Annotated in this window: 16 protein-coding genes and 1 tRNA gene; 12 read left to right on the forward strand and 5 right to left on the reverse strand. The window is 67.0% G+C overall.

Going from position 1 to position 14,837, the window contains the following annotated elements; genetic code table 11:
• The first annotated feature begins 6 nt into the window (after positions 1 to 6).
• The 4 genes from AC1RNC_RS06185 (at position 7) to AC1RNC_RS06200 (ending at position 3,009) form a co-directional block, all read left to right on the forward strand.
• Positions 7 to 657 (forward strand): glutathione S-transferase family protein, encoded by a 651-nt coding sequence (locus AC1RNC_RS06185; RefSeq protein WP_492884615.1) that lies wholly within the window; start codon positions 7 to 9, stop codon positions 655 to 657.
• 107 nt (positions 658 to 764) lie between these two features.
• Positions 765 to 1,595: a peptidylprolyl isomerase gene (locus AC1RNC_RS06190; RefSeq protein ID WP_492884617.1), complete on the forward strand. Its 831-nt coding sequence runs from the start codon at positions 765 to 767 to the stop codon at positions 1,593 to 1,595.
• A 1-nt stretch (position 1,596) separates the two neighbouring features.
• On the forward strand, positions 1,597 to 2,448 hold the full coding sequence (locus AC1RNC_RS06195; RefSeq protein ID WP_492884619.1) for a peptidylprolyl isomerase: 852 nt from the start codon (positions 1,597 to 1,599) through the stop codon (positions 2,446 to 2,448).
• Positions 2,449 to 2,541: 93 nt separating this feature from the next.
• The gene (locus AC1RNC_RS06200) at positions 2,542 to 3,009 is read left to right on the forward strand and encodes a peptidylprolyl isomerase (protein ID WP_492839687.1); all 468 of its coding nucleotides are present in this window, start codon (positions 2,542 to 2,544) and stop codon (positions 3,007 to 3,009) included.
• Positions 3,010 to 3,062: 53 nt separating this feature from the next.
• Here AC1RNC_RS06200 and AC1RNC_RS06205 read toward each other — a convergent pair whose 3' ends face one another.
• Entirely contained in the window at positions 3,063 to 4,046 is a 984-nt protein-coding gene (locus AC1RNC_RS06205; protein WP_492884621.1) for an endonuclease/exonuclease/phosphatase family protein, read from the reverse strand.
• A gap of 125 nt (positions 4,047 to 4,171) precedes the next feature.
• Between AC1RNC_RS06205 and queA the strand changes: the two genes are divergently transcribed.
• Together queA and tgt are read left to right on the forward strand one after the other, a co-directional pair.
• Positions 4,172 to 5,272 (forward strand): tRNA preQ1(34) S-adenosylmethionine ribosyltransferase-isomerase QueA, encoded by a 1,101-nt coding sequence (gene queA, locus AC1RNC_RS06210; protein WP_492884623.1) that lies wholly within the window; start codon positions 4,172 to 4,174, stop codon positions 5,270 to 5,272.
• Entirely contained in the window at positions 5,269 to 6,387 is a 1,119-nt protein-coding gene (gene tgt / locus AC1RNC_RS06215) for a tRNA guanosine(34) transglycosylase Tgt (RefSeq protein WP_492885492.1), read from the forward strand. The genes queA and tgt overlap by 4 nt, the downstream gene beginning before the upstream one ends.
• Before the next feature lie 22 nt (positions 6,388 to 6,409).
• Here the strand turns inward: tgt and AC1RNC_RS06220 are convergent, their stop codons facing one another.
• Positions 6,410 to 7,147: a hypothetical protein gene (locus tag AC1RNC_RS06220; protein WP_492884625.1), complete on the reverse strand. Its 738-nt coding sequence runs from the start codon at positions 7,145 to 7,147 to the stop codon at positions 6,410 to 6,412.
• A gap of 127 nt (positions 7,148 to 7,274) precedes the next feature.
• Between AC1RNC_RS06220 and AC1RNC_RS06225 the strand changes: the two genes are divergently transcribed.
• The 6 genes from AC1RNC_RS06225 to AC1RNC_RS06250 all read left to right on the forward strand — a co-directional run bounded on the left by AC1RNC_RS06225 (position 7,275) and on the right by AC1RNC_RS06250 (position 11,287).
• A tRNA-Lys gene (locus tag AC1RNC_RS06225) sits at positions 7,275 to 7,349 on the forward strand.
• Between the two features lie 98 nt (positions 7,350 to 7,447).
• Positions 7,448 to 7,888: a hypothetical protein gene (locus AC1RNC_RS06230; RefSeq protein WP_492884627.1), complete on the forward strand. Its 441-nt coding sequence runs from the start codon at positions 7,448 to 7,450 to the stop codon at positions 7,886 to 7,888.
• A 147-nt stretch (positions 7,889 to 8,035) separates the two neighbouring features.
• Positions 8,036 to 8,908, forward strand: a complete 873-nt coding sequence (gene cysT, locus AC1RNC_RS06235) for a sulfate ABC transporter permease subunit CysT (RefSeq protein ID WP_492884629.1) — start codon at positions 8,036 to 8,038, stop codon at positions 8,906 to 8,908.
• Positions 8,908 to 9,786: a sulfate ABC transporter permease subunit CysW gene (gene cysW / locus AC1RNC_RS06240; protein ID WP_492838402.1), complete on the forward strand. Its 879-nt coding sequence runs from the start codon at positions 8,908 to 8,910 to the stop codon at positions 9,784 to 9,786. The genes cysT and cysW overlap by 1 nt, the downstream gene beginning before the upstream one ends.
• A gap of 17 nt (positions 9,787 to 9,803) precedes the next feature.
• Entirely contained in the window at positions 9,804 to 10,823 is a 1,020-nt protein-coding gene (locus AC1RNC_RS06245; RefSeq protein WP_492884631.1) for a sulfate/molybdate ABC transporter ATP-binding protein, read from the forward strand.
• A 107-nt stretch (positions 10,824 to 10,930) separates the two neighbouring features.
• On the forward strand, positions 10,931 to 11,287 hold the full coding sequence (locus AC1RNC_RS06250) for a PilZ domain-containing protein (RefSeq protein WP_492884633.1): 357 nt from the start codon (positions 10,931 to 10,933) through the stop codon (positions 11,285 to 11,287).
• 18 nt (positions 11,288 to 11,305) lie between these two features.
• On the opposite strand, the gene AC1RNC_RS06255 is transcribed toward AC1RNC_RS06250, so the two are convergent.
• Genes AC1RNC_RS06255 through AC1RNC_RS06265 form a run of 3 tightly spaced genes read right to left on the reverse strand, consistent with a single transcriptional unit; the run spans position 11,306 to position 14,771 of the window.
• Positions 11,306 to 12,292, reverse strand: coding sequence for a transglutaminase family protein (locus tag AC1RNC_RS06255; RefSeq protein WP_492884635.1), 987 nt, complete (start codon positions 12,290 to 12,292; stop codon positions 11,306 to 11,308).
• An 11-nt stretch (positions 12,293 to 12,303) separates the two neighbouring features.
• Entirely contained in the window at positions 12,304 to 13,251 is a 948-nt protein-coding gene (locus AC1RNC_RS06260) for an alpha-E domain-containing protein (protein WP_492884637.1), read from the reverse strand.
• Positions 13,248 to 14,771: a circularly permuted type 2 ATP-grasp protein gene (locus AC1RNC_RS06265; RefSeq protein WP_492884639.1), complete on the reverse strand. Its 1,524-nt coding sequence runs from the start codon at positions 14,769 to 14,771 to the stop codon at positions 13,248 to 13,250. The genes AC1RNC_RS06260 and AC1RNC_RS06265 overlap by 4 nt, the downstream gene beginning before the upstream one ends.
• Between the last annotated feature and the right edge of the window lie 66 nt (positions 14,772 to 14,837).

The following is a 14,837-nucleotide window of genomic DNA, read 5'->3' on the forward strand; positions in this document are numbered from 1 at the left end:
CGCATCATGAGCCCGACCATAACCGCCTTCAAGCAATCGCCCGATCGCGGCAGAGGCTTGGCGCGCGACATGGCGGTCCGCTGGGCGCTGGAGGAAGTGGGCCAGCCCTACGACGTCCGCCTGGTCACCTTTCCCCAGATGAAGGCGCCCGACCATCTGGCGGTGCAGCCCTTCGGCCAGATCCCGACCTATGAGGACGGCGATCTGGTCCTGTTCGAATCCGGCGCTATCGTCTTCCACATCGCCGAGCGCCATGCCGGCTTGCTGCCGGACGACGCCAACGCCCGGGCGCGGGCGTTGACCTGGATGTTCGCCGCGGTCAGCACCGTGCAGCCGCCGATCGTGGAGTTCGGCATGGCCACGATCCTGGAGCGCGACAAGCCCTGGTTCGAGGCGCGCCAACCGATGCTGGAACAGGCCGTCCGCACACGTCTGGACCAGCTCGCCAATCGTCTGGGCGACGCCGACTGGCTGAACGGCGACTTCAGCGCCGGCGACCTGATGGTGGTGGTGGTGCTTCGCCGTCTGGGCGCGTCCGGAATCCTGAACGACTATCCGAGCCTCCTGGCCTATGTCGCCCGGGCCGAGGCCCGTCCCGCCTTCCAACGCGCCTTCAACGACCAATTGGCGGTCTTCAAGGCCGCGTCGGAAGCGTAGCCGTCGCCCCGTTCCGGCCGGAATCGTGCGGTTGAACAGTCGCCGCACTTGTCGGGGCGACCGTGGCGTTCTACGCCGACCCCCGACTATTCTGTTCGGGGATTTCTATGAAGCTCGCCATGACCGCCGCCGCCCTGGCGCTTGTCGCTACGACGGCCTCTGTTTCGGCGGCCTCGGCCCAGACCGCCGACTGGCGCACGCCTGATCCGAACAACGTTATCGTCGTCGAGACCAACAAGGGGCGGATCATCGCCGAGCTCGATCCGATCGCCGCGCCCAACCATGTCGAGCGCGTGCGTAGCCTGGTAAAGAGCGGCTTCTATGACGGCCTGACCTTCTTCAGGGTTATCAGCGACTTCATGGCCCAGACGGGTGACCCCAAGAATACGGGCGAGGGCGGCTCGGACCTGCCCAACCTGACGGCCGAGTTCACCTTCCGCCGTGGCATGGACCTACCGCTGGGCGCGGGCTTCAAGGTCGGCAGCGGCGAACTGGGCTGGATCGGCGCGATGCCGGTGTCCAGCCAGAACTCGGCCCTGGCCGTGATGACCGCCGACCGCAAGGTGGCCAGCTGGGGGAACTTCTGCTCGGGCGTGCTGGGCATGGCTCGCGCCGGCGATCCCAACAGCGCCAACAGCCAGTTCTTCTTCATGCGCCAGCCCAACGCCTCGCTGGACAAGACCTACACCGCCTTCGGTCGGGTGCTGTCGGGCCTGGAGGTCGTGCGCAGCATCAAGGCCGGCGAGCCTGTGCCGGATCCGCAGGACAAGATGATCAGCGTGAAGATGCTGGCCGACCTGCCGGCCGACAAGCGTCCTTCGATCCAGGTGATGGATACCCGTGGCGCCGCCTTCAAGGCTCTGGTGACCAAGCGTCAGGCCGAGATGGGCCCTAGCTTCACCAATTGCGACGTCGACGTCCCCGTGCAAATTAAGTGACATGATCTTCTCGCGCACGCTCCTGGCCGGGCTCTGCCTGGCGGCGATCACCGGTCCGGCCCTGGCGACGACGCCCTCGGCTTTGGCCAAGCCTTCCGAGCAAGACTGGCGGACGCCGGCTCCGGACACGGTGATGGTGATCGACACCAACAAAGGGCGCGTGCTGGTCGAGCTGGTCCCGGATGTCGCTCCGAACCACGTGGCGCGCCTGCAGGAGCTGACCCGGGCGGGTGTCTATGACGGCCGCACCTTCTTCCGGGTCATCGACAAGTTCATGGCCCAGACGGGCGACCCGACCAACACGGGCGAGGGCGGCTCCGACAAGCCAAATCTGAAGGCCGAATTCACCTTCCGCCGCAGCGGCGAGACGCCGTTCGTGGCGATGGCCGCGCCGGCGGGCCTGGAGGTTGGCTACCTGAAATCGCTGCCGGTCGTCAGCCAGGCCTGGACCTGGAGCGACATGACCGCCGACAAGAAGGTCTCGGCCTGGGGAACCTACTGTCCCGGCGTGATCGGCATGGCCCGCGACGAGGACAACAACTCGGCCAACAGCCAGTTCTTCCTGATGCGCCAGCCCTATCCGTCGCTGGACAAGCGCTACACCGCCTTCGGCCGCGTGATCAGCGGCCTCGAAGCCGTGCGCGCCATCAAGACCGGGGAGCCCGTTCCGGCCCCGCAGGACCAGATGCAGAAGGTTCGTCTGCTGTCGGATATTCCCGAAAGCCAGCGGCCCCAGGTGCGGGTGATCGACCCGAAGGGCGCCTGGTTCGCCGCCGAGACCAAACGTCTTCGCGCGCTGAAGGGCGCCGATTTTTCGGTCTGCGACATTGATCTTCCGGTCGAGGTTCGCTGAGGCCTTACCGGTTTCTGGGCTCAACTTGGTTCACAGGTGGGCGTGAACCGCGCTAGAAGCGCGTTCACAACACTTGTCATCCAAGGGAAGACCATGTCGGCCGATCTCGAAAATACCCTGATCCTGACCCTCGAGAGCGGTCCGGTCACGATCAAGCTTCGTCCCGACCTGGCCCCGGGCCACGTGGCGCGGATCAAGGAGCTGGTGCGCGAAGGTTTCTATGACGGCGTCGTCTTCCACCGCGTGATCCCGGGCTTCATGGCCCAGGGCGGCGATCCGTCGGGCACCGGCCGCGGCGGTTCGGACAAGCCGGACCTGAAGGCCGAGTTCAACGACGAGCCGCACGTGCGCGGCGTGGTCTCGATGGCCCGCACCCCGAACCCGGACTCGGCCAACAGCCAGTTCTTCATCGTGTTCGACGACGCCACCTTCCTGGACAAGCAATACACCGTCTGGGGCCAAGTGGTTGAAGGCATGGAACATGTCGACGCCCTGCCGAAGGGCGAGCCGCCGCGCGCCCCGGGCAAGATCATCAGCGCCAAGATCGCCGCGGACGCCTAAGGCTCGCTTGCAGAACCTGAAGAAACGGCCTCGGACCTCGTCCGGGGCCGTTTCTATTTCGGGCCGCGGCGCAGGGTGATCAGGATAGGCCGGTGGTCGGAACCCAGGGCCGGGCCGCGCACGACATTCACCGCGTACCACTCGCTGCCGGCATAGACATGATCGATGGGCAGGAACGGGGCGGGGGCGACCATGACCCGCGAGAACTTGCTGGCCGGCCACGAGGGTATGGCGCGGGTCCAGCGGCGCAGGCCCAGGGCCTTGTCCTGACGCTTAAGGGTGAACGACCAGGGTGTCGAGTTGAAGTCCCCCGTGATGATCGTGCTCTTCTTGTCGAAGTCGGAGGCGAACCTGACCAGCTTGCGGCTCTGGTTCTGCTGGATGCCGGCCGGTACGGGCCATGTGTAGTGGACGCCCACGACCGTGAACGGCCCCTTGGCGTCGGCCAGGGTCGCCCAGGCGCCCGAGAGATAGGGGCGATCCGTCGGCATGCCGCCACGCGCGATCATCTTCTTGCGCGAGAATATCCAGGTCTCGCACTTGGAGACCTTGTCGCACGAGGCGAACGGGTAAGCGGTCTTCAGCGCCTGGATGGCGGGCCAGGCGTCGCCGGCGCCTTCCTCGACGATCACGACGTCGGCGTCCTGGGCCATGACCCAGGCGAGGCTCTTTTCGGGCGTCTTGTTATCGTGCCAGATGTTGAACTGCACGATCTTCAGGTCGCTCGCGGCCGGGGGCGCCGGCTTGAAGCGCCACGAAGCCCACAGCTCGGGCAGCATCAGCACCGAGCAGGCTAGCAGCGTCGCCACACCCAGACCGAGCATCACCCAGCGCTCGCCGCCGCGCGCGAAGATCCCGCCCAGCACCACCGCGCCGACGCCCATCATCAGCCACAGCGGGGCGGCATGGGTGAAGGCGTCCAGCCGATCGCTCCAGGCGCCGCCCAGGCACGCACCCGCGAAACCCAGGCCGACGAGGCCCAACATCAAGGCCGTGCCGCGGACGAGAAGGCTGAGAAGCTGAACGATCAGGCGCATGGGTCGCCCATAGCACGGCTCTGCCATGGATGCTTCGCCCTACGCGCCGGAAGGGTAGAAGAAGCCGTGTTCGAAATCGCGTATGTCTTGACCTTGCCGATCCATCGTGCGCTTGAAGCCCGCCCATGCGCCTTTCCGACTTCGATTTCGACCTGCCCGAGAACCATATCGCCCTGCGTCCGGCCGAGCCGCGTGACGCCGCGCGCCTGCTGGTGGTCCGTCCGGGGGAAGAGCTCGCCGACCACATTGTCCGCGAATTGCCCGACTTCCTGCGCCCTGGCGACGCCCTGGTCTTCAACGACACTCGCGTGATCCCCGCGCGTCTGTCCGGCCTGCGCGAAGGCCGGACGACGGGGGGGGCGGACGGCACGCCCGTGGCCGTCGAGGCGACTCTGCACCGCCGTGTCTCGCCCAGCCGCTGGAGCGCCTTTATGCGCCCGGGCAAGCGGCTGAAGATCGGCGACCGTGTGGCGTTTGGTTCCCAGGAAGACCGCGCCTGCGAGGGTGATCGCCTCGACGCCACCGTCGCCGAAAAGCACGAGGGCGGCGAGGTCGTGCTGGCCTTCGACATCTCCGGCCCGGACCTGGATATTGGCATCGCCAAGCACGGCGACATGCCGCTGCCGCCTTACATCGCCGCCAAGCGGGGCGAGGACGAGCGCGATCGCGCCGACTACCAGACCGTCTATGCTCGCGAGGACGGTTCGGTGGCCGCCCCGACCGCTGGCCTGCACTTCACGCCCGACCTGCTTGAAAGGCTGAAGGAAAAGGGCGTCTCGCTGCACTTCGTGACCCTGCACGTGGGCGCGGGGACCTTCCTGCCGGTCAAGACCGACGACGTTTCCGAGCACAAGATGCACGCCGAGTTCGGCGAGGTGAGCGCTCAGGTCGCCGACGCTCTGAACGCCGTTCATGCCGCTGGCGGCCGCATCATCTGTGTCGGCACGACGTCCCTGCGCCTGCTGGAGAGCGCCACTGGCGAGGACGGGATCGTGCGGCCGTTTTCCGACGAGACGGCCATCTTCATCACGCCGGGATACCGCTTTCGCGCCGCCGACGTGCTGATGACCAACTTCCACCTGCCCAGATCGACCTTGTTCATGCTGGTCAGCGCCTTCGCCGGCCAGGCGACCATGCGCGCGGCCTACGAACACGCCATATCCACGGGCTACCGCTTCTATTCCTACGGGGATGGCAGCCTGCTGTTCAAGGACGAGGCCCGCTGATGGCGTTTCCCTTCGAGATCAACGCCACCGACGGCAAGGCGCGCACGGGTGTTCTCAAGACTCCGCGCGGCGACATCCGCACGCCCGCCTTCATGCCTGTGGGCACCGCCGCGACCGTCAAGGCCCTGACCGTCGACCAGGTCAAGGACACCGGCGCCGACATCATCCTGGGCAATACCTACCACCTGATGCTGCGGCCCTCGGCCGAGCGGGTGGCGCGCCTGGGCGGCCTGCACAAGTTCATGCGCTGGGACAAGCCGATCCTGACCGACAGCGGCGGCTTCCAGGTCATGTCGCTGTCGGGGATCAGCAAGCTGACCGAGGAGGCGGTGACCTTCTCCAGCCACGTCGACGGCTCCAAGCACGTGCTGACCCCCGAGCGCTCGATCGAGATCCAGGCCGACCTGCTGGGCAGCGACATCGTCATGCAACTGGACGAGTGCGTCGCCTGGCCGGCCGAGGAGGCGAGGGCGCGCAAGGGCATGGAGCTCTCCGCCCGCTGGGCCCAGCGCTCGAAGGACGCCTTCGGGACGCGCGACAGCCAGGTGCTGTTCGGCATCCAGCAGGGCTCGACCTTCGAAAACCTGCGCCGCGAGTCGTCGGACCGTCTGCGCGAGATCGGCTTCGACGGCTACGCCATCGGCGGCCTGGCCGTGGGCGAGGGGCACGAAGCCATGTGCGAGGTGCTGGACTACGCCCCGGGGCTGTTGCCGCAGGATCGTCCGCGCTACCTGATGGGGGTCGGCAAGCCGATCGACCTGGTCGAGGCCGTGGCGCGCGGCGTCGACATGTTCGACTGCGTGCTGCCGACACGCTCCGGCCGTCACGGCCAGGCCTGGACCTGGGACGGCGCCATCAACCTGAAGAACGCCAAGTTCGCCGAGGACGAGACGCCGCTCGACCCGGACAGCGACTGCCCGGCCAGCCGCGACTATTCGAAGGCCTATCTGCGCCACCTGTTCAAGGCCGAGGAGATCCTGGGCCAGGTGCTGCTGTCCTGGCACAACATCGCCTTCTTCCAGGCGCTGACGGCGGCCATGCGCGCCGCGATCGCCGAGGGGCGCTTCGAACAGTTCCGCCGCGACTTCCGCGCCCGCCATCTGAGCGAAGGCTAGCCGCCCGGTTCGGCGCTGGAGCCTAGTCTCGGGGGCCTTGCGGAACCGTGGGCGCCTCTTCCTTGACGATCGGGAAGCGGGGTTTGAGCGGGCCGTAAGGATCGCGCGGCGGCGGCATGCCCGGATCGACGACCACGGGCGCGGTCGGCGGCTTGTGCTGCGGCGTGGCCGGCGGATTGCAGCCGCGCGCCTCGCCCAGGCCCTTCAGATAGGCCCGGCGGACATTGCCCGAGGTGATGGCGCTCTGGACCAGGCGGTCGTGACGCTCGGCCCCGGTCAGTTTCCGCACCCAGCCGCGCATCGGAATCATGTCCTGGGCCGTGCTGGCGAGCGCGCCCAGCGCCGCCTGGCCGGCCGCCTTGCGTCCCCGATCCATCAGATCCTCGCCGTCGACCGGCGGATTGCGGTCGATGTCCTCGCCCAGGGCGCTGTCGAGCGGCGTGACGAGGGCGATCAGGCTGACGCAATCGGCGCGAGCGGGGCGCTGATAGGGATCGTCCATCGCCTCCAGCAGCACGCGCGGGATCTTGGTGCGGACGATGTTCACATCGCGCAGCGGCGCGCTCATGGCGCCGGAGATGCCCTCCCGGTTCGCCTCGGACGTCGACCTGATTCGTCCGTCGTCGGTAGGCTCGACCGGCGTTTCCTGCTGCGGGGGAGCAGCGCCCAACAGCGGCGGCGCTTCCTGTCGCTGGCGCGCATGGACCGTTCCCGCCAGCGCCGCGCCGCAAAAGACCGCCAAAAGCAAGGTTCCACGCATGACTCACCCTAACCCGCCCACAGCTTTGCCGTCATCCGTCGGAAAAACGGCGAAACCATGCTTGCGACACGGAAGTCCCCCGCCTATGGTCCGCGCCGCTTCCAACCGGCTCCCGCCGGACGTTAGCGGGCCGGTAGCTCAGTGGTAGAGCATTCGACTTTTAATCGAATGGTCGTGGGTTCGAACCCCACCCGGCCTACCAATTCAATCTTCTGATCTTCAAGGATTTCGGAGCGTCTTTGCGACGCCGGGCGTCGCGTGATCGTTTGCGGAGCTCGGGTGTTCTGATAGCCAGTTCCAATGAACTGGTCGGCTCCCATCACCGTGAATCTTCCGCCCGATGCAACGCCTTGGAACAGGGTGCTGACGTTCCTGGGTCATTACGACATCCGGTTCTACTGCACGCCGGGGGCCTATGTGGACATCGGCGCTGGATCGCTGCCGTGCGTCAACAACCTGATGCTGGTGCCTGCCGGCGAGGCGGGAAAGGTTGGCGAGATCGGCCGCTTCTGCGAGATGCACCCTTCCGCCCGCATCCTGGTGCGCGGCGAGCACGCCAACGATCAGCCGGTCAACATCTGCTTTTCGGGTTTGCCGCTGGTCAATGGCGGCTTCGACCAACAGGGGGGGGAGCCCGTGAGGCCGTTCGCGACTATGTCGCTCAAGCTTTTGGCGCCGGGCCGAGTCACTGGCTCGCCGATCGCTGGGCATAGCGTAGCTGGTAGTTTTTCTGCGTCTTAAGTTGGGGTTTCTCGTTTGCCCCATTGTCGAGGTAGAGATTTAAGCGGCTCAGTTTCAACGACGTCGCTGGACCCCGATGGGGCTCCGCGCGTTCAGCCTTTGCCTAGAGCCATGTGGCGAGCCCGGACCCTGGACGACGATCAGACGATGACCGCCGAGACCGCCGCCCGCCGGCCGCCCGCGCCGCCGAGCAAGCGGCCTTTGTTCCGGCGGCGGTCCGCCATCCCGGGCTTCGGCCTGACCATGGGCGTGACGCTGACCGTGCTGTCGCTGATCGTTCTGATCCCCCTGAGCGCCGTGGTCCTGAAGGCCGCGCAGCAGTCGCCGGCCGAGTTCTGGGCCGTGGCGACATCGCAGCGATCATTGGCAGCCTACCGCCTGAGCTTCGGCGCGGCGTTCGTGGCGGCCGTGATCAACGGCGTGTTCGGCGTGCTGACCGCCTGGGCGCTGGTGCGCTACGACTTTCCCGGCAAGACCCTGGTCAACGCCCTGGTCGACCTGCCGTTCGCCCTGCCGACCGCCGTGGCGGGCATCGCCTTGGCGACGCTCTATTCGCCCAACGGCTGGGTCGGGCAGTTCCTGACTCCGCTGGGTATCAAGGCCGCCTACAACCCGGTGGGGGTGACCATCGCCTTGATCTTCATCGGCCTGCCGTTCGTGGTCCGCACCATTGAGCCGGTGCTGCGGGACGCCGCCGAGGACGTCGAGGAGGCTGCCGCCAGTCTGGGCGCGAACCGGATCGACACCATCCTGCGCATCGTCCTTCCGGCCCTGGCCCCTGCCTGGCTGACCGGCTTCGCCATGGCCTTCGCGCGCGGGGTCGGCGAGTACGGCTCGGTGATCTTCATCGCCGGCAACATGCCCTACAAGTCCGAGATTGCGCCGCTGCTGATCATCATCCAGCTGGAGCAGTTCGAATATGCGCGCGCCGCCACCATCGCGGTGGTGATGCTGACGGTCTCGTTCACGATGCTGCTGATCATCAACGGCATCCAGGCCTGGGCGCGGAGGTTCGACTGATGGCCGCCGCCAAAAACTCTCTGGAAGGGCGTCGCCGAGCCACCGACGATCCGCTCTGGGCCAAGGTCCTGGTGATCGGAACGGTCATGGCCTTCCTGGCGCTGGTCCTGATCCTGCCACTGGCCGCCGTGTTCGCCGAGGCGCTGCGCAAAGGTCTCGACGCGGCGCTGCTGGCGATCAACAACGCCGACGCCCTGGCGGCCGTGAAGCTGACCCTGATCACGGCGGCGATCGCGGTGCCGTTCAATGCGGCCTTCGGTCTGTGCGCGAGCTGGGCGATCGCCAAGCACGACTTCAAGGGCAAGGCGCTGCTGATCACGCTGATCGACCTGCCGTTCTCCGTGTCGCCGGTGGTGGCGGGCTTGATCTACGTGCTGATCTTCGGCCTGCAGGGATGGTTCGGCGACTATCTGGTCGACAACGACATCAAGATCATCTTCGCCGTGCCCGGCATCGTGCTGGCGACCGTCTTCGTCACTTTCCCCTTCGTGGCCCGAGAGCTGATCCCGCTGATGCAGGAACAGGGAACCGCCGAGGAGGAGGCCGCGGTTTCGATGGGGGCGAGCGGGCTGACAACCTTCTGGCGGGTGACCGCGCCGAACGTCCGCTGGGGGCTGATGTATGGCGTGCTGCTGTGCAACGCCCGCGCCATGGGCGAGTTCGGCGCGGTGTCGGTGGTCAGCGGCCATATCCGCGGCCTGACCAACACCATGCCGCTGCACGTCGAGATCCTCTACAACGAGTACGACTTCGTCGGCGCCTTCGCCGTCGCGGCCTTGCTTTGCCTTCTGGCCGTGGTGACCCTGGTGCTGAAGACGGCGCTGGAAGTCGTCCAACCCGGCAATAGCGGGTTTGGGCGCGGCCGCGGCGGACACTGAACGGACCTAACAGTCACATGACCATCTCCATCCGCTCCGTCGACAAGAAGTTCGAACGCTATCCGGCGCTCAGCAAGGTCGATCTCGAGATCGACGACGGCGAACTGCTGGCCCTGTTGGGCCCCTCGGGCTCGGGCAAGACCACGCTGCTGCGCACGATCGCCGGCCTGGAATTCCCCGACGCCGGCCAGGTGCTGTTCGATGGCGAGGACGTGACCTTCGCCTCGGCCGCCGATCGCCGCGTGGGTTTCGTCTTCCAGCAGTACGCGCTGTTCAAGCACATGACCGTGGCCAAGAACATCGCGTTCGGCCTCGATGTCCGGAAGGGCAAGGACAAGCCGTCCAAGGCCGAGATCGCCCAGCGGGTCGAGGACCTGCTGAAGCTGGTCGAGCTGGACGGCCTGGGCAAGCGCTACCCCTCGCAGCTTTCGGGCGGCCAGCGCCAACGCGTGGCCCTGTCACGGGCGCTGGCCGTGCAGCCCAGCGTGCTCTTGCTGGACGAGCCGTTCGGCGCCTTGGACGCCACGGTCCGCAAGTCGCTGCGCAAGGAGCTGCGCCGCGTGCACGACGCCACGGGCGTCACCACCATCTTCGTCACCCATGATCAGGAGGAGGCCCTGGAGCTGGCCGACCGCGTGGCCATCCTGAACAAGGGCTCGATCGAGCAGATCGGCACGCCCGATCAGGTCCATGACCAGCCCGAGACCGCCTTCGTCTGCGGCTTCGTTGGCGAGGCCAACTGCTTCGAGGGGCAGGTCGGCGGCGGCCAGTTCAGCGCCGGCGCGCTGCGCCTGCCGGCCGGCGGCGTTCGCGAGGGTTCGGCCACCGCCTATGTCCGGCCGCACGACTTCGTGCTGGACGACGCCGGCTTCGAGGTGCGGGTCGATCGCGCCCACGTGCAGGGGGCTCTGACCACGGTCAGCGCCACCGCCGCCGACGGCCGTCCGATCGAGATCAGCGCCTCGCGCGCCGAAGCCCCCCGTTTTCAGGGCACGGTGAAGATCGTCGCTCGCAAGGCCCACGTTTACGCTGCCTAAGGTTCTACCCGTTAGACCGAGATCGGATGAACGACGTTCAGCGTTGGCGCGTAGCGTCGTCGTCTGCGCTAAGGTCGTCGACGACTCGACGGGAGTTCTAAGGTCGCATGGTCATGGTCGAGCCCTCGGGCGCTGAACGCCGCGCGCATCCTCGGATGCCGGCGGCGCGCAAGATCTACATCGTCGACGATCCGCGCTCGTGGAAATGCTCGCTGCTGGATGTAGCCGAGAAGGGCGCGCGACTGTCGACGGCCGGCATCACCTCGCCGCCGGACAAGTTCATTTTCGTCGACGCCGGCGGGCGCCGGGTGCACCTGGCGCATGTCGTGTGGCGTTCGGGCGCCGAAGTGGGCGTACAGTTCCTGCAGACCGAGCGCATGGGGCCTCGCGCGGGCGGCGCTGCCGGGGCGTTGGATATCGCCCGTCGGTTCGCGGCCACCCTGCCGCCGGAGATCCTTCAGTAGGGTCGATCCTTCAGTAGATCACTGCTGCTGCTGCTGTTGTTGTTGCTGCTGGTGCAGTTCCTGCTTCAAGGCCGCGTCGGGACGGCGACGGCCGCCGGCGAAGCTTGGGCGGGCCATGCGCAGGAATTCCGGCTCGGCCAGGGCGGCCCGCGCGCGGCGGACGGTGACCCCCACGGCCAATTGGCTTTCGGCATCGCCCTTGTAGACCCCGCGCGACGGGGTGACGTCCGCATAGTCGCGGCCGACCGCCACGCCGACGTGGCGCTCACTGGTCATCATGTTGTTGGTCGGGTCCAGGCCGACCCAGCGAAGGCTGGGCAGGAACACCTCGACCCAGGCGTGGGTGGCGTCCGGGTCGGAGCGGTCGCCGGCGTCGCGATCGGTGAACAGGTAGCCGGAGACGTAGCGGGCCGGGATGCCCCACTCGCGGCAGATGGCCAGCATGATGTGCGCGAAGTCCTGACAGACCCCGCGCCCGGCGCTCAGGGCCAGGTCGATCGGGCTGTCGGCGTCGGTGACGCCGGGTTGGTATTCGAACGCCCTGTAGATGGTCTCGGACAGCATGCGGACCGCCGTCAGCGGGTCCTTGCGCCTTAGGGTGTCCAGGTCGTGCTCGTAGATGAAGGTCCGCAGGGCGTCAGTGGTCCGGACAAAGCCATGGGGGCGCAGGAAGTCGAAGCATTCGCCCCGCACGAACTCGCTGCGCATGCGGTCCCATTCGCCCATATCCAAGTGGTCTGGACGCTCGCCGGTCGGCTCGGTCTCGACGGCCGAGCGGGCGACGATGGTCAGCTTGTCGTGCGGCTGGGGCACGTCGAAGTGGTAGACGGCGTTGCCGAAGCTGTCGGCGTAGGAGAACACCTGGGCGGCTGGCTCCAGGTCCAGCTCGAAGCTGACCAGGCGCTGGCGGGCCGTCTTCTGAGGCTGCATCCACAGCTCCATCAGGCTCTCCCGCACGGGCTTCTCGTAGTGGTACTGGGTGACGTGGCGGATTTCGAGCAGCACGATCTTGGATCCTAGGCCGGAAGGCGCGTTTCGAGCGGATAGGCCACGAAGGTCTCGTAGATCGCTTCGTGGATGCGCGCGCATTCGTTGACGACGGTGGTCAGCAGCGGTCCGGCCCCAACGGCTTCCAGCTCGTCGACATCGGCGAACTGCAGGCGGGCCTTGAGGCGGCCCGCGAGGCGCTCGGGACCCGGGCGCTCGCCAGTGAAGGCGTTGCGAGCCATGGCCGACAGGTGCTGTTCGATCTGGGCTGTGGCGAAGCGGATCGAGCGCGGGAAGTCCTCGTCGAAGACCAGGAATTCCAGGATGTGCCGCGGCTCGATCTCGGCGGTGTAGACCCGCAGATACGGCTCCAGCGCGCAGGCCATGCGCAGCACGCTGACCAGGGCCACGTGGTCGTCGACGTGGCCGTGCACGGGGCTCTCCGCGAAGCACACTTCCAGCAGTCGCGAGACCAGCTGGGCGCGCTCCATATAGATTCCCAGCATCATGAACCGCCAGCTCTCGCCGTGGCTCATGGTGGTGTCGGCCGCGCCCTTGAACAGGTGCAGATCGGCGATGACGTCGTGCAGGAAGTTGGCCGAGCCGTCCGAGAATTCCTTGGCGGCCTTGTCGTCCGTGACCTTCAGATAGAGCAGGTTGAGCCGCTCCCAGGTCTCCGTGGTGATCTGGTCGCGGACCTGGCGGGCGTTCTCGCGCGCCCGGGCCAGGGACGAGACGACCGAATTGGTGTCGCTGCGATCCAGCACCAGGGCCTCGGCGGCCTCGAAGGAGCCGACGTCCACACCATCGGCGGGATCGCCCACGGCGGCCATGGCGATCCGCACCGCGTGGGCGCCGGAGTCGGTCTGGTCCAGGGTCGCGTTCAACATGACGCTGGAGAGGCGCGAAAGGTGCTCGGCCCGTTCGATGTATCGGCCCAGCCAGTAGAGGCTGTCAGCCACGCGCGCGAGCATCATGGGCGGGCGCTCCCGTTGCCGTGGCCATTGGTCTGGCCGTTCTCCTCGGCCAGCACCCAGGTGTCCTTGGAGCCGCCGCCCTGGCTGGAATTGACCACCAGCGAGCCGCGCTTCAGCGCCACCCGGGTCAGGGCGCCGGGCGTGACGATGGTCTTCTCGCCCGACAGGATGAAGGGGCGCAGGTCAACGTGGCGAGGCTCGATGCGTCCGTCGACCAGGCAGGGCGCGGTCGACAGCTGGATGGTCGGCTGAGCGATGTAGTTGTCCGGATCGGCCTTGATCGCCTGGGCGAAGTCGTCGCGCTCCTTCTGGCTGGCGTGCGGACCGACCAGCATGCCGTAGCCGCCCGAGGCGCCGACGGCCTTGACCACGTACTTGTCGAGATTGTCGAGCACGTGGCCCAACTGGCGCGGTTCGCGGCAAAGGAAGGTCTCGATATTGGGCAGGATGGCGTCCTCGCCCAGATAGTAGCGGATGATATCGGGGACATAAGCGTAGACGGCCTTGTCGTCGGCGACGCCGGTGCCCGGCGCGTTGCAGATCACCACATTGCCGGCGCGATAGGCGTTGAACAGACCGGCCGCGCCCAGCGAGCTGTCGCGCCGGAAGGTGAGGGGGTCGATGAAGTCGTCGTCGACCCGGCGATAGATCACGTCCACCCGGCGGATGCCGGTCGTGGTGCGCATATAGACCATGTTTTCGTGCACAACGAGGTCACGGCCCTCGACCAGCGGCACGCCCATCAGACGGGCCAGATAGGCGTGCTCATAGTAGGCGCTGTTATAGACGCCGGGCGTCAGCACCACGACCTGCGGATCGCCGCGCCAGTCGGCGGCCATGCTCTTCAGCGTGGCCAGCAGCAGGTCGGGATAGCGCTCGACCGGCCGTACGCCGGCGGCGCGATAGGTGCCGGGGAAGGTCCGCTTGGCCGCGTCGCGATTGGCCAGCATGTACGAGACGCCGGACGGGACCCGAAGATTGTCCTCCAGCACCGCGAACTGGCCGTCCTGGCAGCGGATCAGGTCGCTGCCGCAGACATTGGCGTAGGCCTTGTGCGGTACATAGACGTGCTGCATCTCGCGGCGATACGACGGCGCGCCCAGCACGAGCTCGCGCGGAACCACGCCGTCCATTAGGATCTGCTGATCGCCATAGATATCGGCCAGGAACAGGTTCAGCGCCTGCAGTCTCTGGGCTAGGCCCGCCTCGATCTTCGACCATTCCGCCGCGGGGATGATGCGTGGGAACAGGTCGGTCGGCATGACCCGCTCGGTGGTGTTGTCGGCTCCATAGACGGTGAAGGTGATGCCCTGCAGCAGGAACGAACGTTCCAGCGTCCGCTGACGCCCCGCCAGTTCCTCGGCGCCAAGGGTCGACATGCGGCCATGCAGCGGATCGTAGTGCGGCCGGACCTCACCCTCGGGCGTGAACATCTCGTCGTAGGCGATCCCCGGCAGGTACGCCGCCTCCGTCATCGGCAGGGTCGGTGCGTTCACGAGGGTTTGGGTCTTCGCCGCCACGCTTTTATCCACGTTTCTCACAACCTTGGGCGCGGACCGGTGAGCCCGCGCCGTCCCCGACTCTAG

Source organism: Caulobacter sp. GW822-FHT01G02 (assembly GCF_058802865.1).